General features: G+C 56.6%; 20 protein-coding genes and 1 tRNA gene. 15 read left to right on the top strand and 6 right to left on the bottom strand.

Annotated elements, in window-relative coordinates:
• Nucleotides 1-306 precede the first annotated feature (306 nt).
• The 6 genes from accB (at nucleotide 307) to purH (ending at nucleotide 6267) form a co-directional block, all read left to right on the top strand.
• Complete coding sequence (gene accB, locus QIT27_RS06495; RefSeq protein ID WP_285263252.1) at nucleotides 307-768, top strand: acetyl-CoA carboxylase biotin carboxyl carrier protein; 462 nt, start codon at nucleotides 307-309, stop codon at nucleotides 766-768.
• A gap of 30 nt (nucleotides 769-798) precedes the next feature.
• Entirely contained in the window at nucleotides 799-2139 is a 1341-nt protein-coding gene (accC, locus tag QIT27_RS06490; protein ID WP_159342305.1) for an acetyl-CoA carboxylase biotin carboxylase subunit, read from the top strand.
• A 128-nt stretch (nucleotides 2140-2267) separates the two neighbouring features.
• Nucleotides 2268-3179, top strand: coding sequence for a 50S ribosomal protein L11 methyltransferase (prmA, locus tag QIT27_RS06485; RefSeq protein ID WP_159342306.1), 912 nt, complete (start codon nucleotides 2268-2270; stop codon nucleotides 3177-3179).
• Between the two features lie 98 nt (nucleotides 3180-3277).
• On the top strand, nucleotides 3278-4318 hold the full coding sequence (gene dusB, locus QIT27_RS06480; RefSeq protein WP_285263251.1) for a tRNA dihydrouridine synthase DusB: 1041 nt from the start codon (nucleotides 3278-3280) through the stop codon (nucleotides 4316-4318).
• Nucleotides 4315-4638, top strand: coding sequence for a DNA-binding transcriptional regulator Fis (gene fis / locus QIT27_RS06475; RefSeq protein ID WP_159342308.1), 324 nt, complete (start codon nucleotides 4315-4317; stop codon nucleotides 4636-4638). Before dusB ends, fis begins: the two co-directional genes overlap by 4 nt.
• Before the next feature lie 48 nt (nucleotides 4639-4686).
• The gene (gene purH / locus QIT27_RS06470) at nucleotides 4687-6267 is read left to right on the top strand and encodes a bifunctional phosphoribosylaminoimidazolecarboxamide formyltransferase/IMP cyclohydrolase (RefSeq protein ID WP_285263250.1); all 1581 of its coding nucleotides are present in this window, start codon (nucleotides 4687-4689) and stop codon (nucleotides 6265-6267) included.
• Nucleotides 6268-6340: 73 nt separating this feature from the next.
• Here purH and QIT27_RS06465 read toward each other — a convergent pair whose 3' ends face one another.
• Complete coding sequence (locus QIT27_RS06465) at nucleotides 6341-7801, bottom strand: NAD-dependent succinate-semialdehyde dehydrogenase (protein ID WP_253016251.1); 1461 nt, start codon at nucleotides 7799-7801, stop codon at nucleotides 6341-6343.
• Nucleotides 7802-7912: 111 nt separating this feature from the next.
• On the bottom strand, nucleotides 7913-8464 hold the full coding sequence (gene folE / locus QIT27_RS06460) for a GTP cyclohydrolase I FolE (RefSeq protein WP_159342311.1): 552 nt from the start codon (nucleotides 8462-8464) through the stop codon (nucleotides 7913-7915).
• Between the two features lie 355 nt (nucleotides 8465-8819).
• Here folE and QIT27_RS06455 point away from each other — a divergent pair, with 355 nt between their 5' ends.
• Entirely contained in the window at nucleotides 8820-9413 is a 594-nt protein-coding gene (locus QIT27_RS06455; RefSeq protein ID WP_159342312.1) for a hypothetical protein, read from the top strand.
• 81 nt (nucleotides 9414-9494) lie between these two features.
• On the opposite strand, the gene QIT27_RS06450 is transcribed toward QIT27_RS06455, so the two are convergent.
• Both QIT27_RS06450 and QIT27_RS17060 read right to left on the bottom strand, forming a co-directional pair.
• Nucleotides 9495-10469, bottom strand: a complete 975-nt coding sequence (locus QIT27_RS06450) for a serine/threonine protein kinase (protein ID WP_159342313.1) — start codon at nucleotides 10467-10469, stop codon at nucleotides 9495-9497.
• 31 nt (nucleotides 10470-10500) lie between these two features.
• Complete coding sequence (locus QIT27_RS17060; RefSeq protein WP_502875191.1) at nucleotides 10501-11202, bottom strand: ComF family protein; 702 nt, start codon at nucleotides 11200-11202, stop codon at nucleotides 10501-10503.
• A gap of 89 nt (nucleotides 11203-11291) precedes the next feature.
• On the opposite strand from QIT27_RS17060, the gene QIT27_RS06435 reads away from it, so the two are divergent.
• The 3 genes from QIT27_RS06435 (at nucleotide 11292) to QIT27_RS06425 (ending at nucleotide 13196) form a co-directional block, all read left to right on the top strand.
• Nucleotides 11292-11376 (top strand) — tRNA-Leu (locus tag QIT27_RS06435).
• Nucleotides 11377-11538: 162 nt separating this feature from the next.
• Nucleotides 11539-12168, top strand: coding sequence for a hypothetical protein (locus tag QIT27_RS06430; RefSeq protein ID WP_285263367.1), 630 nt, complete (start codon nucleotides 11539-11541; stop codon nucleotides 12166-12168).
• A 35-nt stretch (nucleotides 12169-12203) separates the two neighbouring features.
• Nucleotides 12204-13196 carry a hypothetical protein gene (locus QIT27_RS06425; protein WP_159342382.1) on the top strand — a complete coding sequence of 331 codons (993 nt, stop codon included), beginning with the start codon at nucleotides 12204-12206 and terminating at the stop codon, nucleotides 13194-13196.
• A gap of 28 nt (nucleotides 13197-13224) precedes the next feature.
• Here QIT27_RS06425 and QIT27_RS06420 read toward each other — a convergent pair whose 3' ends face one another.
• Complete coding sequence (locus QIT27_RS06420; protein WP_285263249.1) at nucleotides 13225-13986, bottom strand: SDR family oxidoreductase; 762 nt, start codon at nucleotides 13984-13986, stop codon at nucleotides 13225-13227.
• A gap of 192 nt (nucleotides 13987-14178) precedes the next feature.
• Here QIT27_RS06420 and QIT27_RS06415 point away from each other — a divergent pair, with 192 nt between their 5' ends.
• The 4 genes from QIT27_RS06415 to QIT27_RS06400 all read left to right on the top strand — a co-directional run bounded on the left by QIT27_RS06415 (nucleotide 14179) and on the right by QIT27_RS06400 (nucleotide 17767).
• Nucleotides 14179-14667: an FxsA family protein gene (locus QIT27_RS06415; RefSeq protein ID WP_253016243.1), complete on the top strand. Its 489-nt coding sequence runs from the start codon at nucleotides 14179-14181 to the stop codon at nucleotides 14665-14667.
• 227 nt (nucleotides 14668-14894) lie between these two features.
• Nucleotides 14895-15188, top strand: coding sequence for a co-chaperone GroES (locus tag QIT27_RS06410; RefSeq protein WP_044628009.1), 294 nt, complete (start codon nucleotides 14895-14897; stop codon nucleotides 15186-15188).
• Between the two features lie 55 nt (nucleotides 15189-15243).
• Nucleotides 15244-16887 carry a chaperonin GroEL gene (groL, locus tag QIT27_RS06405; RefSeq protein ID WP_137092879.1) on the top strand — a complete coding sequence of 548 codons (1644 nt, stop codon included), beginning with the start codon at nucleotides 15244-15246 and terminating at the stop codon, nucleotides 16885-16887.
• 145 nt (nucleotides 16888-17032) lie between these two features.
• Nucleotides 17033-17767, top strand: a complete 735-nt coding sequence (locus tag QIT27_RS06400; RefSeq protein ID WP_285263248.1) for an RNA methyltransferase — start codon at nucleotides 17033-17035, stop codon at nucleotides 17765-17767.
• A 74-nt stretch (nucleotides 17768-17841) separates the two neighbouring features.
• Here QIT27_RS06400 and QIT27_RS06395 read toward each other — a convergent pair whose 3' ends face one another.
• Nucleotides 17842-19185, bottom strand: a complete 1344-nt coding sequence (locus tag QIT27_RS06395; protein ID WP_285263247.1) for a Na+/H+ antiporter family protein — start codon at nucleotides 19183-19185, stop codon at nucleotides 17842-17844.
• Between the two features lie 207 nt (nucleotides 19186-19392).
• Here QIT27_RS06395 and QIT27_RS06390 point away from each other — a divergent pair, with 207 nt between their 5' ends.
• Nucleotides 19393-20787, top strand: coding sequence for a GntP family permease (locus QIT27_RS06390; protein ID WP_285263246.1), 1395 nt, complete (start codon nucleotides 19393-19395; stop codon nucleotides 20785-20787).
• The last annotated feature ends 54 nt before the right edge of the window (nucleotides 20788-20841 follow it).

Here is a 20841-nt window from a genome sequence, read left to right as displayed (position 1 = left end):
ACGCAGACCTAATGCTTTCGAACACTTTTTGTGACACCGTGTCGCGATCGTCGTCAAACGGTTGTTTAACTCGCAAAATTCGTACCCTCAATGGCTGCCACTGGACAGTGACTGAGTTTTTCGGCAAACTCCGCAGCCATATTTGCTAAAAAACTCATCTTTTAGCGTTGAGTTTGGGGTAACGTTCGTCATCGTGCCTCGTTCTCTCAATTTTTAAATTTGGTTTACTGCGCTTGAGAGCGCCACGTCACGCGGGCTTATTTCGCTTGCGGCGTGCTACTTTGATCAACGTTTGGGGCCCTACGAATGGATATTCGCAAAGTTAAGAAACTGATCGAGCTGCTGGAAGAGTCCAACATCAGCGAAATCGAAATTCAGGAAGGTGAAGAGTCGGTTCGTATTAGCCGTCACCCCAACGGCGGTGCTTGGCAGCCGCAGCCGATGCCACAGTACGCACAGCCGGCACCGGCAGCTCCTCAAGCGCCGGTGGTCACGGCTCCCGCCGATGCAGAACCTCAGGGCGCTAGTTATCGTGGTGAAGCGGTCAACTCTCCTATGGTAGGCACTTTCTACCGCAGTCCGGCGCCGGGTGCCAAAGCCTTCGTTGAAGTGGGCGACACCGTGAAGCAAGGCGATACCGTTTGTATCGTCGAAGCCATGAAAATGATGAACCAGATTGAAGCCGACCGCGACGGCGTGGTCGAGGCCATCCTAGTGGAAGATGGCGAGCCGGTGGAATTCGATCAGCCCATGATCGTCCTCGCTTAATCTTTCATATCAACACGGGTGGATTCTCCCATGCTGGACAAGGTACTTATCGCGAACCGCGGCGAGATTGCCCTTCGTATCTTACGCGCCTGCAAAGAGCTAGGGATCAAAACCGTAGCGGTTCACTCCAAGGCAGACCGCGAATTGATGCACGTTCGCCTTGCCGATGAAGCCGTTTGTATCGGCCCTGCCTCGTCGGCGCAGTCGTATTTGAACATTCCTGCGCTGATCAGTGCCGCAGAAGTGACGGACTCGAGCGCCATTCATCCCGGCTATGGTTTTCTCTCGGAGAACGCTAATTTCGCCGAACAGGTAGAGCGCTCAGGCTTCACCTTCATTGGCCCGCGCGCCGAGACCATTCGCCTGATGGGCGATAAAGTCAGCGCCATCGAAGCCATGAAAGTTGCTGGCGTTCCTACGGTACCTGGCTCCGACGGTCCTCTGGGCGACGATGATGCGACGAATCTGGCTACTGCACGTCGTATTGGTTACCCGGTGATCATTAAAGCGGCAGCGGGTGGCGGCGGCCGAGGTATGCGTGTCGTTCATACCGAGGGCCACTTGCTTTCTGCCATTACCGTGACGCGCACCGAAGCCCATGCGGCCTTCGGCGATGGCACCGTGTATATGGAGAAGTTCCTCGAAAAGCCGCGCCATGTCGAAGTACAGGTGCTGGCTGACGGCCAGGGCAACGCCATTCACCTTTATGACCGCGACTGTTCGTTGCAGCGCCGCCACCAGAAAGTATTGGAAGAAGCGCCCGCTCCGGGCATTGACCCCGACGCACGCGCCAAAGTGCTCGAAGCCTGCCGTCAGGCGTGTATCGAGATCAACTACCGGGGCGCGGGTACCTTCGAATTCTTGTATGAAGACGGTGAATTCTTCTTCATCGAGATGAACACTCGTGTTCAGGTCGAGCATCCGGTCACAGAGATGGTCACCGGCGTCGATATCGTCAAGGAACAGCTGCGTATTGCTTCCGGCTTACCGCTGTCGATTCGCCAGGAAGACGTGAAGCTGAATGGCCACGCGTTCGAGTGCCGTATCAATGCAGAAGATGCACGCACCTTCATGCCTTCTCCCGGTAAAGTCACGCTGTTCCATGCCCCCGGCGGCTTGGGCGTTCGTATGGACTCTCACCTGTACACCGGCTACACCGTGCCGCCGCACTACGACTCCCTGATTGGAAAGCTGATTACCTGGGGCGCCGATCGCGACATCGCTTTGACACGCATGCGCAACGCGCTGGACGAACTGCTGGTCGAAGGCATCAAGACCAATATCGACCTTCAGAAAGACTTGGTACGCGATAGCTATTTCCGCCAGGGCGGTGTCAATATTCACTACCTGGAAAAGAAGCTCAGCAGCTAACCGCTGGGTAGCCATGATGCCCGCCTTTCGGCGGGCATTTTCGTGGAATGGCCAACGCCTATCCACCGCGTTTTTCGTATAAAAGTTCGCGCTAGTTTCCTTATTCCCTACCCGCCGTGGAGACCCCCATGCCCTGGCTGCAATTAAAAGCACACGTCGCCCCTGAGCAGGCCGATCTTCTTGAAGAGCTACTTCTCGAAGAAGGCGCGACGGCCATTGGCCTGCAGGATGCCCACGACGACCCCGTCTTCGAGCCCGAGCGCGGCACCACACCGCTGTGGCAAGACACCATACTGACGGGCCTTTATGATGATCTAGACGGTATCGATGGCATGCTGAGTCGCATTGAAGCCGCTTGGTCGGAGCAAGTGCCCGGAGAGCCATGCCCTACCATCGAATACGAGCTGCTGGCGGATCGGGACTGGGAGCGGGAGTGGATGGATGACTTCACGCCACTTCGCATGGGCGAACGGCTATGGATCGTGCCGAGTTGGCATGAGCCGCCCGAGGCAGGTGCCGTCAATCTGATCCTTGATCCCGGCCTTGCTTTTGGTACCGGCACTCATCCGACTACCGCGCTGTGCCTGGAGTGGCTGGACGGATTAGCCGTGAGCAACGAGCTACAGGGCAAAGCCGTGCTGGATGTAGGCTGCGGATCTGGCATTCTCGCCATTGCTGCGCTGAAATTGGGCGCCACCCATGCCGACGGCACGGACATCGACCCTCAGGCGCTGCAAGCCAGCCGAGATAACGCCGAGCGCAATGCCATCGGTGAGGAGCAGTTCGCGCTCTACTATCCTGAGCAGTTGTCAGGCGGCCCCTACCCTATCGTCACGGCCAACATTTTGGCAGGCCCGTTAGTCGAGCTAGCGGGCATGATTGCCGGGCATGTCGCTCCCGGTGGGCGTATCGCGCTCTCCGGCATACTGGCCAACCAAGCCACGGACGTTCTGGACGCCTATGAAGCGCAAGGACTCTACATGGATGAGCCGACCCTGCGGGAGGGGTGGGTACGCTTGACAGGTCGACGCCCCGCATAAAATCGGAATTGGCCTTCAATCCCTCGTCGAGTAGGCGTATCATACGCCCCCTTGAAACGTCCTACTCGCCGCTTTCATGCCTACCAAAGTGCACCGCAATGACTCTGATGACTACGTCGCCACCTGCGATTGGGCCCTACCAACTGCCTAACCCGGTCATGCTGGCCCCGATGGCGGGTATCACCGACCGCCCATTTCGCCAGCTTTGCCGCCGCTTGGGCGCTGGCTGGGTCGTGGGCGAAATGGTCACGTCGGACCCTTCACTTTGGCACACACGCAAATCGCAGCTACGCATGGACCATCAGGGCGAACCCGGCCCACGTGTCGTGCAGATCGCCGGGGGCGATGCCGAGATGCTGGCCCAAGCCGCGAAACTCAATGCCGAGTTAGGTGCCCAGATCATCGACATCAATATGGGGTGTCCCGCTAAAAAGGTCTGCAATAAGGCCGCAGGGTCTGCTCTAATGCGCGATGAGGCTCTCGTTGCTGACATTTTGGATGCCGTGGTACGTGCCGTCGACATTCCCGTCACGCTCAAGATACGCACTGGCTGGTGTGGCGCGTCCAACAATGCGCTGCACATTGCCAAACTGGCGGAGTCCGCAGGCATTCAAGCGCTGGCCGTTCATGGCCGTCATCGTGAACAGCGCTATACTGGTGAAGCCGAGTACGACACGATTGCCGACATCAAATCGCAGCTCACGATCCCTGTCATCGCCAACGGCGACATCACCTCTCCTGAAAAAGCCGCCTACGTACTGCGCTACACCGGCGCTGATGCGGTGATGGTGGGCCGTGGGGCGCAAGGGAATCCGTGGATTTTTCAGCAAATCACGCATTACTTGACGCATGGTGAACGGCTCCCGGCACCCAGTTTGGCAGAGCGCTGCCGTGTACTGCTAGAGCACCTGCAGGCACTGCATGACTTCTATGGCGATACCATGGGGGTGCGCATCGCGCGTAAGCACGTCGGCTGGTATCTCAATGACGATCCGCGTTTTAGTGACACCGAACAGCGCACGCTCAAGCAGCAGTTCAACGCCCTGTCCTCACCCGACGCGCAGTTTGACTGGATTCATAACGCCATGACCCACGACGCCGCTCAGCGTCTGTTAGCCAAAGGAAGCCATGCAGCATGACTGAACGCGACCTGCTCTCCAGCGAACGCTCCTCACGACTCTCTGGCACGCTAGCAGACCCTTCCGCCAGCGCGCAGCCCCAACCCCTGCGTGAAGCCGTCGAGACCGCCATGCGTCGTTACTTCGAGCATCTCGATGGCAGCCAAACCTCCGACCTTTACGCGATGGTAATGGCCGAGGTAGAAGCGCCTCTGCTGGCCTGCGTAATGGAGCACACGGACGGCAATCAAACGCGCGCCGCCGACGTGCTCGGACTGAACCGTGGCACGCTGCGCAAAAAGTTGAAGCAGTATGGATTGATTGAAAGTGACGCCCCTTGATGGGGCGTTGCTGTTTTAACCTTAGACCCGCACACGACGAGCACCCTTATGGCCGATAGTACCGCTACCCCCATCCGCCGCGCCCTTCTGAGCGTATCCGATAAAACAGGCATCGTAGAGTTTGCCCAAGGCCTCGCCGCACACGGCGTCGAGCTGCTCTCTACTGGTGGCACCTTCCGCTTGCTGCAAGAGCATGGCATTGCGGTGAAAGAAGTGTCCGAGCACACTGGCTTTCCGGAAATCATGGACGGTCGTGTTAAAACGCTGCATCCCAAGATTCACGGCGGCATTCTCGCCCGCCGTGGTCAGGATGATGCCGTCATGGCGGAGAATGACATCACTCCGATCGACATGGTGGTGGTCAATCTTTATCCGTTTGCTGAGACGGTCGCCAAGCCAGGCTGCACGCTCGAAGATGCCATCGAAAATATCGACATCGGTGGCCCGACCATGGTGCGGGCTTGCGCTAAAAACCACGCCTATACCACCATCGTGGTCAATGCGAGCGACTATGGCCGCGTACTCGATGAACTTAAGGAGCACGCGGGCCAAGTGAGCGCCGCGACCCGCTTTGATCTCGCCGTCAAGGCGTTCGAGCACACCGCTGGCTATGATGGCGCCATCGCTGACTACCTCGGCCGTCAGGTTGCCAGCGAAGACGCCACGTTCGCTCGCACCTTCAATCTGCAGCTGCACAAAAAGCAGGACATGCGCTACGGCGAGAACCCGCACCAGAAAGCAGCGTTCTATGTCGACCCCACCGCCAGCGAACCCAGCGTTGCCACGGCCAAAACGCTGCAAGGCAAACCGCTCTCCTTCAATAACGTGGCGGATACCGACGCAGCGTTTGAATGCGTCAAAGCCTTTGATGATACCGCTTGCGTCATCGTCAAACACGCGAACCCCTGCGGCGTGGCCATGGGTGCAACGGCGCTGGAAGCCTATGAAAAAGCTTTCGCTACCGATCCGACCAGCGCTTTTGGTGGCATCATCGCCTTCAATGTACCGCTGGATGCCGACACTGCACGCGCCATCATTGACCGCCAGTTCGTCGAAGTCATCATCGCGCCAGGGGTCAGCGAGGACGCAGCCGCCATTGTGGCCGAAAAGCAAAACGTGCGACTGCTCGACGTGAGCGCGCATTGGCCTGGTTCGGCGCAGCCAGCGTTGGATTTCAAACGTGTCAACGGCGGCCTGCTGGTACAGGATCGCGACCAAGGCATGGTCACTCAAGACGCCTTGACCGTCGTCAGCGAGCGTGCGCCTTCGCAAGAGGAGCTGCGCGACCTGGCCTTTGCATGGCGTGTGGCCAAATTCGTTAAGTCCAATGCCATCGTCTATGCCAAAGCGGGCCAAACCATTGGCGTCGGTGCAGGCCAGATGAGCCGCGTGTACTCTGCGAAAATCGCTGGCATCAAAGCCGCCGATGAAGGTCTCTCCGTGCCGGGCTCCGTGATGGCCTCCGATGCCTTCTTCCCCTTCCGTGACGGCATCGATGCCGCTGCGGCGGCAGGCATTACTGCCGTCATCCAGCCCGGCGGCTCCATGCGCGACCAGGAAGTGATCGATGCCGCTAACGAAGCAGGCATTGCCATGGTATTTACCGGCATGCGCCACTTCCGCCACTAAACAGCGCATCACTCTCCGGCATAAAAAAAGCCCTCACTTGAAACAAGTGGGGGCTTTTTCGGTCTAGGGCGTGTTACTTGCCAAGATCAATACACAGGTATTTCGTTTCCAGGTACTCCTCCAAGCCTTGATGCCCCCCTTCACGGCCCAGTCCTGACGCTTTTACCCCGCCAAAGGGTGCCGCGGCATTGGAGATGAGCCCGGTGTTGATGCCGACCATACCGTACTCCAGCGCCTCTGCGACACGCCATACACGAGCCAAATCACGAGAGTAGAAATAAGACGCCAACCCATACTGGGTGTCGTTGGCCATCTCGATGGCGGTCTCTTCGTCATCAAAGGGGAACACGGCGGCCAGCGGGCCAAACGTCTCTTCATGGGCCACTTTCATGGAGTCAGTGGCAAAGCTGATCAGCGTGGGCGTAAAGTAGTTGCCCCCCAGAGGATGCGGATGACCGCCCAGCAGCAGTTCGGCACCGTGGTCAACGGCATCTTGGACGTGTTCGCTCACCTTCTTCACCGCGTCCTCATCGATCAAAGGCCCGATGTTCACGCCTGGCTTGGTGCCATCCCCTACTTTAAGCTCGCTATTCATAGCGACCGCCAGCTTTTCGCAAAACGCATTGATGACGCTGGATTGGACCAAAAAGCGATTGGTGCACACGCAGGTTTGCCCGGCATTGCGGAATTTAGCCGCCATCGCACCTTCTACGGCGGCGTCCAAATCGGCGTCTTCAAAGACGATGAATGGTGCGTTGCCGCCCAGCTCCAGTGAAATCTTCTGGATATGTTCTGCGGCTTGGGCCATCAGCGTACGCCCTACCTCCGTCGAGCCCGTAAACGTGATTTTACGAACCTTAGGGGACTCGGTCAGCGCTTTGGCGATGTCGGACGCACTACCCGGCACTACATTGAAGACGCCCCGGGGTATGCCAGCACGTTCGGCCAGCAGTGCTAGTGCCGTCGCCGAAAATGGCGTTTGGCTTGCAGGCTTCACTACGATAGTGCAACCAGCCGCCAAAGCCGCGCCCGCCTTACGAGTGATCATCGCCGCTGGGAAATTCCAAGGAGTGATGGCCCCCACGACCCCTACGGGCTGCTTGGTGACGACTATGCGCTGGTTGGCATTGGCCGCGGGGATGGTTTCGCCGTAAACGCGGCGGGCCTCTTCGGCAAACCAGCGTAAAAAGCTGGCGGCATAGACGATCTCACCTTCAGCTTCTTTGACCGGCTTGCCCTGCTCATGCGTCATAAGCAATGCAAGGTCTTGCTTATGCTCGAGCATCAAGTCATGCCATTTGAGCAGTAAGTCCGCACGTTCTTGCGCGGTGAGTGCCCGCCAGGCAGGAAGTGCTGCGTCCGCCGCATCAATGGCGCGTTCGGTTTCCGCTCGTCCCAAGCGTGGGATATCGCCGACGGGCTCACCGGTAGCGGGGTTCGTGACGTTGATTTGCTCACCGCTGTCAGCGGCCACCCAGCTGCCATCGATATAGGCAAACGGGCAATATAGCTGTGTTTCTCTCAGCGCTTCCATGACAGACTCCTGACCAAATGACGGCCTGATAGGCTCATTGACTCGTTCATGCTAAGACGAAACGATCTATTTCACCAAACCTTTGGCCCAAAACGACGGAGCCATCCTTGCTTAGCTAATCAACGTTAAGAACTCTTGGCGGGTGGCTTGGTTGCTGCGGAAGCCTCCTAACATGACAGAAGACGTCATGCTCGAATTCTGCTTCTCGACCCCACGCATCATCATGCAAAGATGGCGGGCTTCAATGACAACCGCCACTCCCCTCGCCTGAGTAACCTGTTGCACAGCTTCCGCAATTTCGCGGGTCAGGTTCTCTTGGATCTGCATGCGGCGCGCGTACATATCGACGATGCGGGCAAACTTGGAAAGTCCCAGTACCTTGCCGCTAGGCAAATAGGCAATATGGCACTTGCCGATGAATGGGAGAAGGTGGTGCTCGCACATCGAGTAAAGCTCGATATCTTTCACCAGGACCATTTCATCGGTCTGTGACTCGAACACGGCACCGTTGACGATCTCTTCGAGCGACTGTTGATAACCGGCATTCAAGAATTGCATGGCTTTCGCAGCACGCTTTGGCGTGTCTCTTAGCCCTTCGCGATCGGGGTTTTCACCCAGCGCGGTAATAATCTGACGGTAGTGTTGGGCGATATCGTCGGTCATGGTAGGCCTCATCAAAACTGTGCTTATTCGCTATCACTTAATCGCCTTGCAGCAATGTTAACGCGCCAGCGAGCTTCCATTATCGGCAAGCTACTTCTAGCTTGCGGTGTCATCCGTTTAGCTGCCTTACCCTACGAGTGCTAGCTGAACGCCTATCTTGGACAAACCATCCTGTACAAAAAATATACCTTAAATAATTTATGTACAACAAGAACGGTACATTAATCTATTTTAACGCACCTAAGCAGGCTGTGGCAGAGTGACACGCACCCCCCTTCGGCACTATAGGAGCTGTGCTATGCTATGGGCACTATTTTCCTGCTGACATTGCAGGGGCCACTGTTGAGAGTACGCTATGTCTTTTAAATCATCGCCCTTTTGGCTAACTGCCCTGCTGGGTACGCTATTTGTATCACCTTTGCATGCAGAGGAGTCGACGCTGGATCTGCCTAGCGGCGCAAAGGTGGGCGTTGAAGTGGTCGAGGCGCTGACATTCAATAGCAGCCAATCACGTTATACCGACCTTCTGTTGCATCCCAAGCAGGCCAGTGGCACGACGCACTCGCTACCCGAATACTGCTTACTGGTGGCGAACGCCCAGCTCAACGGTGATCGTATTCGCATTACGACCCAAGACGCCACCTGCATTGAAACGCATGATGCAGAGAGCGCCATTTACTCCGGCGAATTCTCTGCCAGCGCCTACGCAGAAGATGGTCAATATGGTTTGGCGTGCAACAACGGCGACTGCACCCTCGCGCCGGGGCAGTCTTTTGTCCTCACCCTCGACGAAAGCATCCATATTGCGGCGCAAGACAATCCGTCTGCCGAGATCAACGCAACCCGACGCCAGGCCAACGGCGACGGCGTGGCGAACCCCATCCCCGGTGAGCGTCCAGACCCTGATCAAAGCGTCGAAAACCCCGCCCCCACGGAACAACCCGAGTAAACGTCCATCGCGTCGTATAACGGCCTTTCGCGCGTCATCATGAAAGGCCGTGTTGGGTTACCCCCAGCCATCGCTAGCCTGCTACGCCAGCCATAGCGGTGATTCCAAGTGAAGTAGCTGCTGTTCGAGCTGACGAATGTGCTGATCCCAGTATCCCGCTTCGGCCAGCCATGGAAACGCTCTGGGGAAAGCCGGGTCTTCCCATCTGTCGACCAGCCAAGCCGCATGACGTATCAGACGATACGCTCTCAACGGCTCGATGAGGGACATTTGCTGGTGCGGAAATGGCCGGGTTTCTTCGTACCCCTCTACCATTTCACTGAGCTGCGCTCGCCACTGCTGCGGCTGTTCCACAGGAAGCAGCATCCATACGTCCTGAATGGCAGGGGCCGTCAAACAGTCGTCGAAGTCGACCAGCTTAAAAGCGCCCTCGCGGCCAAGCACGTTCCCCAAGTGGCAGTCGCCATGAGTGCGAATCATACTGTCAGCGTCCACCGCTACGTCGTCCAGGCGTTCACGTATCTTCCCTACCACACGTTGGTAGGCGCGTACTTGGTGATCATTGAGCCAAGGGCTCGCCACCACGCGCCGTTCGGCATCGCTCACGTCTGGTCCAAGCCGCAGCGTTTCGCGATGATGAAATGGCCTTCGCGCCGCCACTTCGTGAAGCTGCCCCAGCACCTCGCCTAGTGCAAATAGCTGCGCCGGGTCATCCAGTTCTGGCGCTTGGCCAGAACATTGCGGAAACAGCGTAAAGCGAAACGTTTCGAAGGTGTGCAAGGAGGCGTGCTGGTCATCTCGCCACGGAGCCACGACGGGCACGCCGGCCTGCGCCACTTCGGTCAAAAAGTCATGCTCTTCCTGAATCGCCTCGTTTGACCAGCGTTCTGGTCGATAAAACTTCACCACCCAACGACCGCCATCTTCATCTCGAAACATCAGCACACGATTTTCATAGCTATTTAGTGCAAAGGGCTCACCCACCGGCCAAATGCCCACCGACTCGATGGCCGACATAACGACATCAGGTGACAGCGTACTAAACGGATGCGACATAGATGACTCCTTGAATGAGCGGCCTAGTTTATCAACTCTTCTGAAGCGGTGTGCGGGCAGCTGCCCACACATCGACACGTTTGGCACCCTGCGCCAGCACCTCGGCAGCGAGCGCATGCCCAGTAGCGCCGGTCGTCACCACATCATCAATAATCGTCACGTGCTCCGGCATGTCGCCTGCCACGACAAAAGCTCCGTTTAAATTTTGCTGCCGCTCTTTGCGGTTCAACGAGCGCTGAGAGGGCAAATGCTTGATACAACGGGCGTGAATCAGAGGCATCCCCACGCCTTCACCAAGCCGTTCAGCTAGCCACTGCGCTTGATTGAACCCGCGCTCTCGAGCGCGACCTGGATACATGGGGACAGGCAGCAACGCACAGCCCAACGCATGTGGTCGCCTTGACAGCATTAAATTCACAAGCAGTCTGCCCGCCCGGGGCGATGCATGAAATTTAAAATCATGCACTAGCTGTGTAATAGCCTCTTGGTAGCAAAGCGGCGCTGTGGTGGCCGTAAAGTTGGGCGGTTCGGCCAAACAGTGGCCACAGTATGTTTGATGCGCGGCTGTCAGCGGCTCGGCACACCGCTTACAGCTCATTCGATTCCAAGGCAGCATGGAATAACACTCCGAACACCACCCCTCTTCACCGGCTTGCGAGTAGAAACAAAACGCGCAGTAACCCGGCAATCCTCGCCTAAACCACTGATTCGCCAATGAGGTCCATCTCAGCATGATATGTCCACCTTACTTGCCAATGCTAAAAATAACGCTGCATAAGATTGACATTAACGCACAAGTTGATAATATACGCCTCGTCTTCTGCGGATGTGGTGGAATTGGTAGACACGCTAGATTTAGGTTCTAGTGCCGTAAGGTGTGGGAGTTCGAGTCTCCCCATCCGCACCAATTTATTTAAAGCGTAACACCTCAATCAATTCGGCAGCTTTTAGCTGACCGAATTTTTTTGTTTTTAACTTCCCCATTTTGATCTAACTAGCTGACTCGGCCCTCTTTTTACGCTACGTTATCGATCTTTATACGCCGCTTAATTTGAGAAGGATCTCAATGATGGAATGGCTGAACGACAACGCTCAGGCAATCTCTGCAGTGACAAGCATCTGCACGCTGTTGGTGTGGGTATTTTACGCGCAGCTGCTTTATAACGGTTACGTTCGTCAGCGTCGACCTCGTATTATCGTCAACCGAGGTAAAGGCGTGGGCACTAACGCGCTGTGCTTGATTAGTAACATGAGCAGCGAGGCCATCTATATTCAGCATTTGGTTGCCGTACTGCATACTCATGAAGGGGTGTACGAGCTGGACGTCGTCGAGTACCAGCAGCAAAGTGGCGACGACGATGAGGCATGCTACCGCACTCACCAAGGCCCTTTGGCATCGGGCGACTATTTGCACATTCAATCCTTCGGTTCGATCGTCGATCAGATCGCTCAGCATTGGCAGCTTGATCAAGACGCACTGCATCGCCACACGCCCGAGCTTGAGATACGAGTGATCGCCATTTATGGCTCGGAGGATATGCCCGTAGGCGCCTCGCGGCGTTTTGCCTTGGACTTGAACGCCAGCCCGCTCCATCAGCTCACTCCGTTAAAAGTCGATACCGAACGCATGAACAGCCGAAAGGACCGCAAGCGAGTGCTGAAGTGGGCAAAAGCCATCGAAATGCATAAAGCACAATAATGCGTGTACATAATTAAAACGTTGGGGACGACCTTATGAAACCAGTCATTGCGTTTATCTGCCTTGGCGCACTTGCCTCCCTGTCGCTTGATATCTATGCCGCCGAGGAAGATAGCGATTTACCGGACTGGGCCGAAGAGCGGGTAGAACCTTTCCGCACCCGCGTTGGCAACTGGGTCGACAACACCTCTCGCAATATTGATGCTTTTTTTGGCGGCGACCAGTCGGCCACGGTCGAAAATAAATCCTACCTTCGATTAGGCCAGGAAATCGATTGGATGGAGGGCGACGGGACCAGCGGTGACATCAGCGTTCGCTATCGAATCGACCTCCCCACTACCGAAGAGCGCCTTAGGCTTGTGGTAGAGAGCGATCCAGAAGAGTCACAGGGCACACTAGCGGAGCAAGGCTCTGGGCGACTCTACAACGATCAACAAGACCGCAGCACTTCGACGTTTGGTCTGGATTGGCTTGAAAGCCGGGACAAACGAGAAAACTGGAGCAACCGGATAGGCGCGGGAATTCGTCTGCGCATGCCGCTCGACCCCTATGTGCGCTTTACCAGTGAACGGTTATGGGACCTTGGCGACGGGCCCTGGCAACTCGAATCGTTCAACCGCGTTTCCTGGTTCAACAATGAGGGCTACTCTGCGCGCACGACCTGGGATGTCGGTCGGCCGCTGTCCGCCAACCGACACCTGCGCTTCATCACCACCGTGCAATGGCGAGAGGAAGAAGACAAGCTGGAGTATAGCGAAGTCGCTCAGCTCAACCAGCGCCTCAACGACCGCAGCGCGCTGCGCTACTCGGCCATCGCCATTGGCGAAAGTGCTTCTAATCCCCGCATGACCAACTACTACTTACAAACTCGCTATCGCCGGGATATCCATAAAGGCATTCTCTTTGGCGATGTGATTCCAGAGCTGCATTTTCAACGCGAGGATAGCTACGATCCTCGCTGGGCAATGACACTGCGTTTGGAAATGTACTTCCAGCGTGACATCCAACGTGACTACTTCCACTTCTAAGCGCCATCATCAGCGATGATAAGCAGCTCTATAGCCGCAACCCCCCGTCACACTCGATGATGCGCGCAGTGAAATAGTCGTTCTCGAAAATGAAACCGACGCTTTGCGCAATGTGGTCCGGCTCGCCCAACTGTTGCAACGGGACGCTCGACGCGATTTTTTCCAACATGTCGGGCCGCATAGAAGCGGTCATATCGGTGTCGATAAAGCCCGGTGCCACCGTGCCAGTACGAATCCCGTAGCGTGCCAACTCTTTGCCCCACGTTACGGTCAGAGCGTGCACTCCGGCCTTTGCTGCGGCGTAGTTGCTTTGCCCCATATTGCCCGCGCGGGAAATGCTGGAAATATTGACGATAACGCCCTCATGCCCCGCCTCGATCATCTGCGTGGCCGCCTCACGGCCGCATAAGAATACGCCCGTTAAGTTGACGTCTAGCACTCTTTGCCACGAGGAGAGCGTCATGCGCTTCTCCACGCGCCCCTCTTTGGCTTTGATCAGTAGGCCATCATCGGTAATACCAGCATTGTTCACGCAGCCGCTAATGGGACCCATGCGCTCGGCGATATCCGCAAACCCACGCTCGACAGAGGCCTCATCGGCCACGTTGACCACGAACGCCTGAGCCGTCACGCCCTCGGCGCCCAAGGCGGACACCGCATCATCCAGAGCCTCAGCACTCCTATCCAGTAACGCCACGTGGGCACCCTGCCTGCCCAGTCGTTGCGCGATGGCAAATCCTAGCCCTCGTGCTCCACCCGTAATGGCAATGACTCTGTTATCCACTCGCATCTTTCTCTCCTTATGCAGGTTTATCCGCAACATTGCCGTCCACCAGCTCGCCCAAAACGCTTTTTGCATTGCAGCATAGAAGAGCCCGCTATCAATATCGAGCGTTTAAGGCCGGCAGTGACCTCTCAGAACGGCTTGTTTTTTATATTTCTGTCACCATATTGAGCAATTACGCCTGTTTTGGAGTTGGCTATGCCCATTCTTCTCTTTATATCGCTCTTTACGCTACTGGACTTTGTGCTGCTTTTCTCAATCGGCAGCCAGATAGGCTTATTGAGCACCCTGATCTTGGTGTTAGGCACCGGTTTCATTGGCCTTCATCTGATTCGAAAAGAAGGTGTTTCCACCTTTGCCCGCGCCCGACAGCGGATGCAAATGGGCGAAATACCCTCTCAGGAGCTACTGACTGGCGCTGCCCTCATCTTTGGTGGCGCCCTTTTGCTTGCCCCAGGGTTTCTGTCCGATGCGCTGGGTATCGCATGCTTGATTCCCAATGCTCGACAACTGCTCATGAAAGCGCTCACTTGGGTGGGGTTAAAAGGCGCTGCTACCAAGCAGCACACCTATCAACGTGGCGCCTCGGGCTGGGACGCATCCGGTGAGAAGCCTTCGTCAAACGGCCAAGAGGGCCCTATCGAGGGCGAGTTTATTAGTGGTGATGACGATCCGCGCCGCCGCTAGACCCTCCCTTTCATCTCTAGGGTGGCTGGTAATTTTTTTCTTACCCACCCCTTGAAAGGTGTTGGCTAGCCCCCACTTTTGAGTCAGCACACAGGTTCGGCGAAAGCTTCGCTTTCGCCATTGACATGAAGGCATGATGCCTTCGCTTTCCGAGGGCTTGGCCCGCGGAAATCACTTTAAGCTAACTGCCCTTTTAGGGCTTTGACGATACTCAGGAGAACGTGAGCATGAATATCCGTCCTTTGCACGATCGCGTCGTGATCCGTCGCGTGGAAGAAGAGCAGAAAACCGCTGGCGGCATCGTGCTACCGGGTAATGCACAGGAAAAACCCACGCGTGGCGAAATCCTGGCCGTTGGTAATGGCCGCATTCTCGATAACGGCGACGTACGCCCGCTGGACGTGAAAGTTGGCGATACGGTGATTTTCAAAGACGGCTACGGCGTTGAGAAGCAAAAAATCAACGGCGAAGAAGTTCTGATCATGAGCGAAGCCGATATCCTGGCCGTCGTTGAAGGCTAATCCGCCTCGGCTAATTACTTTCCCATTTTATTTCAATTGTTAGGAAGTAACGAACATGGCAGCTAAGCAAGTTAAGTTCTCTGATGACGCTCGCAAACGCATGGCGCGTGGCGTCGATATCCTGGCCAACGCCGTTAAAGTCACGCTGGGCCCGAAAGGCCGCAACGTGGTATTGGACAAATCCTTCGGCGCGCCGACCGTGACTAAAGACGGTGTCTCGGTTGCGAAAGAGATCGAACTGAAAGACAAGTTCGAGAACATGGGCGCCCAGATGGTCAAAGAAGTGGCGTCTAAAACGTCTGACGCCGCAGGTGACGGTACCACCACGGCGACCGTTCTGGCTCAAGCGATTGTCGCGGAAGGCCTGAAAGGCGTTACAGCCGGTATGAACCCGATGGATCTGAAACGCGGTATCGACCAGGCGGTCGCCGCGGCGGTAAAAGAGATCCAGGCGATGTCCGTACCCTGCACCGACACCAAATCCATTGCCCAGGTAGGTACTATCTCTGCCAACGGAGACAAGCGCATTGGCGAAATCATCGCCGAAGCGATGGAAAAAGTCGGTAAAGAAGGCGTCATCACCGTCGATGAAGGTCGCGGCTTTGAAGACGAGCTCGAGGTGGTTGAAGGCATGCAGTTCGACCGCGGCTACCTCTCGCCCTACTTCGTCACCAACCAAGACACCATGACCGTCGAGTTGGAAGATCCGTACATCCTGCTCGTCGACAAGAAGATCTCCAACATCCGCGAACTGCTGCCGGTGCTGGAAGCCGTTGCCAAGCAAGGCAAGCCGCTAGCCATCATCGCTGAAGATATCGAAGGCGAAGCGCTGGCGACGCTGGTCGTGAACAACATGCGCGGTATCGTGAAAGTTGCGGCTGCCAAAGCACCTGGCTTCGGCGACCGTCGCAAAGCGATGCTGCAGGATATCGCTATCCTAACCAACGGCACCGTGATCTCCGAAGAAGTAGGTCTGACCCTTGAGCAGGCAAACCTGGATCACCTGGGTACTGCCAAGCGCATGACCATGTCTAAAGAGAACACCACCATCATCGATGGCGCAGGTGCTGAAGACGACATCGAAGCGCGCGTTAATCAAATCCGCGCGCAAATCGAAGAAACCTCTTCTGACTACGACAAAGAGAAGCTGCAAGAGCGCGTTGCCAAGTTGGCAGGCGGCGTTGCCGTCATTCGCGTCGGTGCAGCAACAGAAGTTGAAATGAAAGAGAAGAAAGCCCGTGTTGAAGATGCTCTGCACTCAACTCGCGCTGCCGTAGAAGAAGGCGTCGTACCTGGTGGCGGTACTGCCCTGGTACGCGTGATGGCCAAAGTACAAGGCCTGACCGGTGACAACGAAGACCAGAACCACGGTATCAACATGGCGCTTCGTGCCATGCAGGCACCGCTGCGTCAGATCGTCACCAACGCTGGTGAAGAAGCTGCTGTGGTCATCAACCGCGTGAAAGATGGCGAAGGTAACTTCGGCTACAACGCACAAACCAGCGAATACGGCGACCTGTTCGAAATGGGCGTTCTGGACCCGGCGAAAGTGACCCGCACTGCACTGCAGTCTGCTGGTTCCGTCGCTGGTCTGATGATCACCACCGAGTGCATGATCGCCGACGACCCGGAAGAGAAAGAAGCTGCCCCGGATATGGGTGGCATGGGCGGAATGGGTGGCATGGGCGGCATGATGTAATGCACCCATGAGCCTAACGCTCTGACGTTTAACGTCATTAAGAACCCCGCTTCGGCGGGGTTCTTTCGTTGCTGCCGCCTTCATGGCGTCATAAAGCGTGCTACCATCACCGACTTTATTTGGCAGCTTTTAGGTTCGACTTCCCGTGCTTTCCAATATTCGTATCGTGCTGGTGCAAACATTCCACCCGGGCAACATTGGCGCTACAGCCCGCGCCATGAAAACCATGGGACTGACGGAGCTTGTGCTGGTCAATCCCCGTACATTTCCCGATGAAGAAGCCACTCGCCTAGCCGCCGGTGCCACGGACGTACTGGAGAATGCTCTCTGTGTGAGCACGCTAGAAGAAGCCGTACGCGACTGCGTGCAGGTAATCGGCGCCAGCGCTCGGCTACGCAGCATGCCGCTGCCCCATTTCGACGAGCCTGACGAGATGGCCCAGCAAGTCATCGACAACGCCCACCAAGCACCGGTTGCCCTGGTGTTTGGCCGCGAACGCTCGGGGCTGACCAACGATGAGATTCGTTGCTGCAGCCACCAAGTCAGCATTCCCGCCAACCCCGAGTATGGCATTCTCAATTTATCGCAAGCGGTTCAGATTCTTGCCTACGAAGTGCATCGCGCCTGGCGCAAGCGCGACGTCAGCGGCTTTGCGTATCAGCGCCCGCTGGAAGCCACGCCGCCTAGCCGCGAACAGTTTGGTTACTTCCAGGAGCATCTTGGCCGCTTGATGCAGCAAAGCGGCTTTTTAACCCAGCCTCACGCCCGTACCGAAGAGCAGCTTCAAGCGCTGTTTGCCCGTGCACAGCCGAGTCGCAAAGAGCTGTCCCTACTCCGCGGTCTACTAAGCGCCTTTGAAGCGCACTTGCCCAAGCAGTAATTCCTTACCCGCTCAACGCATTTCCATTAAAAAGGGCAGCTTAGCGCTGCCCTTTTGGTAAATATTGCGTGTGCTCAAAGCGACATGGCCGCCAGCCAGCCAAATGCAATCAACGGAAGGTTATAGTGTAGGAACGTGGGCACCACGCTATCCCACATATGGTCGTGCTGACCGTCTACGTTCAAACCTGACGTTGGCCCCAAGGTGGAATCCGACGCCGGCGAGCCTGCATCCCCCAATGCGGCAGCGGTGCCCACCAGTACCACGGTCGCCATGGGAGAGAACCCAAACTGCACGGCCAGCGGTACGAAAATCGCCGCAATAATGGGAATGGTAGAGAACGAAGAGCCAATGCCCAGGGTAATGAACAGGCCAACCAACAGCATCACCAAAGCGGCCAAGCCACGATTATCGCCAAACAGATCGAAAGCACCTGCGACCAGCGATTCGATATCACCGGTGGCTTTCATGACTTCCGCAAAGCCTGCCGCCGAAATCATGATAAAGCCAATCAAGGCCATCATACGCATGCCGCTGGTGAACAAATCATCGGCCTCGCGCCATTTGAAAATGCCACCCAGCGACAGCAAGCCGATACCCACCAAACCGCTAACGATCATCGAGCCGGTGTAGAGTTGAAGGCCCAGCGCGGCCACGATCGCCACGCCTGACATGACCAACCCTAAGAGGTGCGGTTCGACAGGTGTGTGCGCCTGGCCATTGGGCGCGGCCACGTCCTTAGTTGCGTAGCTGCGCTGGCCGCGGTAGCTAAACAGCAGGGCGACCAAAAGGCCAATGGCCATGCCGCCCACCGGAATGGCCATGGCCAGGGGCACCATGCCACGAGAGATCTCCAGTCCTAGCGGCTCTCCGGCACTGTTGAGATTGGCTAACAGAATATCGTTCAAGAAGATCGCCCCGAATCCTACCGGCAGCAGCATATAGGGCGCAGTAAGACCAAAGGTCAAAGCGCAGGCCACGGCGCGGCGGTCGAGTTGCAGACGATTCATCACCGCCAGCAGCGGTGGAATCAGCACGGGAATGAACGCGATATGGACCGGAATGGCATTTTGTGAGGAGATCGCGACCAGCAGTACGGCCACCAGCAGCAGCATCTTCACCCGTGCTTGGTGGGCGGCGGTCGCTTCTTTACCCAACAGAGTGATCAATCGGTTCGCCAGCATGTCCGGCAACCCAGAACGAGAGATGGCCACGGCAAAAGCGCCTAACGTTGCGTACGCCAGCGCCACCTGCGCGCCCCCACCGACGCCCTCGTTGAACGCGCTGAGCGTATCGTCTAGGGAAAGGCCTCCGACCAGACCCCCTACCAACGCACCAACCACCAGTGCGAAAACGACGGACACGCGAAGAAGTGACAGTGCCACCATGACGAGCACTGCAAGAATTACTGCATTCATGGAAATACCCAGGGTTATTGGAAGGTCATCAACGCCAAAGGTGGCGGATTTTAACAGATGGGGCGCGCTTAATCAGGCGAAAGTGACGCTCTCTTTTGGTTACGACTTTAGTCACAACGCTATTGCTGCTATGCAACATTATGCCTAGTATCCCGGCCTTTGTTTAAACGCACCGCTTACTAAATTAACAAATGCTTAGGAGCCTGTATGGGCATGCTCGCCATTATTATTTCGTTGTCGCTATTGATGCTGCTTGCCTATCGCGGCATTTCGGTCCTCCTCCTTGCGCCGTTGATGGCCGCGTTAGCGGTTTTACTATCAGGCGACGGTGCTTTTTTACTGCCCATTTACACCGATACCTTCATGGGCGCCCTGGGCAACTATGTCATGCAGTTCTTCCCTCTCTTCTTGCTGGGCGCGCTCTTCGGCCAGTTGATGGCAGACTCAGGCGCCGCCCAGTCGATCTCCAATGGCATCGTAAAGCGGTTGGGTACCCATCACGTGGTACTGACGGTGGTCATGGCCTGCGCGGTACTGACTTACGGCGGTGTCTCGCTGTTCGTCGTGGCCTTTGCCATTTACCCGATCAGCCGTGAACTGTTCCGCCAGGCCAATGTGCCCAAGCGCCTTATCCCCGCCTCCATCGCTCTAGGCTCCTTCACCTTTACCATGACGGCGCTCCCCGGCACGCCGGCCATCCAAAACGCCATTCCCATTCCTTACTTTGGTACCAACAGCTTCGCGGCACCCGGGCTTGGCATCGTCGCTGGGTTGATCATGCTGGGGTTGGGCACCCTGTATCTGCAGTCGCGGGTCAATAAAGCGGCGCTTCACGGCGAAGGCTATGGCACGCATACCGAGCGGGAAACAGACGTCCAGAGTGACACCGGCACCACGCCCAGCATGCCACTGGCAGTCGCGCTGGTTCCGCTGGTCATGGTGATTGGCCTCAACGCTCTCTTCACCTACGGGATATTCCCGGCCATGGACCTGAGCTTCATCAGCGATGCATTCGACAACGTCACGCCCAGCCGCCAAACAGGGCTTTGGGCCATTCTGATTGCCCTGCTCAGCGCCTCGGCTTGGCTCATCATCACGCGCTGGCGTCACTGGCAAGACTTGAAAACCACCATCAATCAAGGCTGCTTTGGTTCGCTGCTACCGATTTTCAACACGGCCTCGGAAGTAGGTTACGGCGCGGTCATCGCCAGCTTGGCAGGCTTTGCCATCATTCGTGATGCCGTGCTCAATGTGTCTCCGAGCAACCCGCTCATCTCCGAAGCCATGGCAATGAGCGTGCTGGCTGGCATCACCGGCTCCTCCTCAGGCGGCCTCTCCATTGCGCTCCAAACGTTGGGCAGTGAATATTTGGCCATGGCACAGCAAGCAGGCATCGATCCTGAGCTCATGCACCGCGTGGCTACGTTGGCCGCGGGCGGCATGGACACGCTTCCCCACTCGGGTGCCGTGATCACGCTACTGGCTATTTGCGGGCTGACCCACCGCCAGTCGTATGGCAATGTGGCCATGGTCACCATCGTGCTGCCCATCGCCGCGCTGATCAGTGTGATTACGCTCGGCACGCTGTTTGGAAGCTTCTAAAGTCGCCAATGCCATGCGATAGTTGATTAACTCGTTAACCAATCCACCATAAGA

The organism is Halomonas sp. LC1, from assembly GCF_030247125.1.
Taxonomy (GTDB): Bacteria; Pseudomonadota; Gammaproteobacteria; order Pseudomonadales; family Halomonadaceae; genus Vreelandella.
The sequence above is the reverse complement of the archived record's forward strand: the minus strand, read 5'-3'. Positions and strand labels throughout refer to the sequence as shown.

Coding starts and splice junctions, on each gene's coding strand:
- accB (WP_285263252.1), top strand. CDS start 307: ATGGATATTCGCAAAGTTAAGAAACTGATCGAGCTGCTGGAAGAGTCC.
- accC (WP_159342305.1), top strand. CDS start 799: ATGCTGGACAAGGTACTTATCGCGAACCGCGGCGAGATTGCCCTTCGT.
- prmA (WP_159342306.1), top strand. CDS start 2,268: ATGCCCTGGCTGCAATTAAAAGCACACGTCGCCCCTGAGCAGGCCGAT.
- dusB (WP_285263251.1), top strand. CDS start 3,278: ATGACTCTGATGACTACGTCGCCACCTGCGATTGGGCCCTACCAACTG.
- fis (WP_159342308.1), top strand. CDS start 4,315: ATGACTGAACGCGACCTGCTCTCCAGCGAACGCTCCTCACGACTCTCT.
- purH (WP_285263250.1), top strand. CDS start 4,687: ATGGCCGATAGTACCGCTACCCCCATCCGCCGCGCCCTTCTGAGCGTA.
- QIT27_RS06465 (WP_253016251.1), bottom strand. CDS start 7,801: ATGGAAGCGCTGAGAGAAACACAGCTATATTGCCCGTTTGCCTATATC.
- folE (WP_159342311.1), bottom strand. CDS start 8,464: ATGACCGACGATATCGCCCAACACTACCGTCAGATTATTACCGCGCTG.
- QIT27_RS06455 (WP_159342312.1), top strand. CDS start 8,820: ATGTCTTTTAAATCATCGCCCTTTTGGCTAACTGCCCTGCTGGGTACG.
- QIT27_RS06450 (WP_159342313.1), bottom strand. CDS start 10,469: ATGTCGCATCCGTTTAGTACGCTGTCACCTGATGTCGTTATGTCGGCC.
- QIT27_RS17060 (WP_502875191.1), bottom strand. CDS start 11,202: ATGCTGAGATGGACCTCATTGGCGAATCAGTGGTTTAGGCGAGGATTG.
- QIT27_RS06430 (WP_285263367.1), top strand. CDS start 11,539: ATGGAATGGCTGAACGACAACGCTCAGGCAATCTCTGCAGTGACAAGC.
- QIT27_RS06425 (WP_159342382.1), top strand. CDS start 12,204: ATGAAACCAGTCATTGCGTTTATCTGCCTTGGCGCACTTGCCTCCCTG.
- QIT27_RS06420 (WP_285263249.1), bottom strand. CDS start 13,986: ATGCGAGTGGATAACAGAGTCATTGCCATTACGGGTGGAGCACGAGGG.
- QIT27_RS06415 (WP_253016243.1), top strand. CDS start 14,179: ATGCCCATTCTTCTCTTTATATCGCTCTTTACGCTACTGGACTTTGTG.
- QIT27_RS06410 (WP_044628009.1), top strand. CDS start 14,895: ATGAATATCCGTCCTTTGCACGATCGCGTCGTGATCCGTCGCGTGGAA.
- groL (WP_137092879.1), top strand. CDS start 15,244: ATGGCAGCTAAGCAAGTTAAGTTCTCTGATGACGCTCGCAAACGCATG.
- QIT27_RS06395 (WP_285263247.1), bottom strand. CDS start 19,185: ATGAATGCAGTAATTCTTGCAGTGCTCGTCATGGTGGCACTGTCACTT.
- QIT27_RS06390 (WP_285263246.1), top strand. CDS start 19,393: ATGGGCATGCTCGCCATTATTATTTCGTTGTCGCTATTGATGCTGCTT.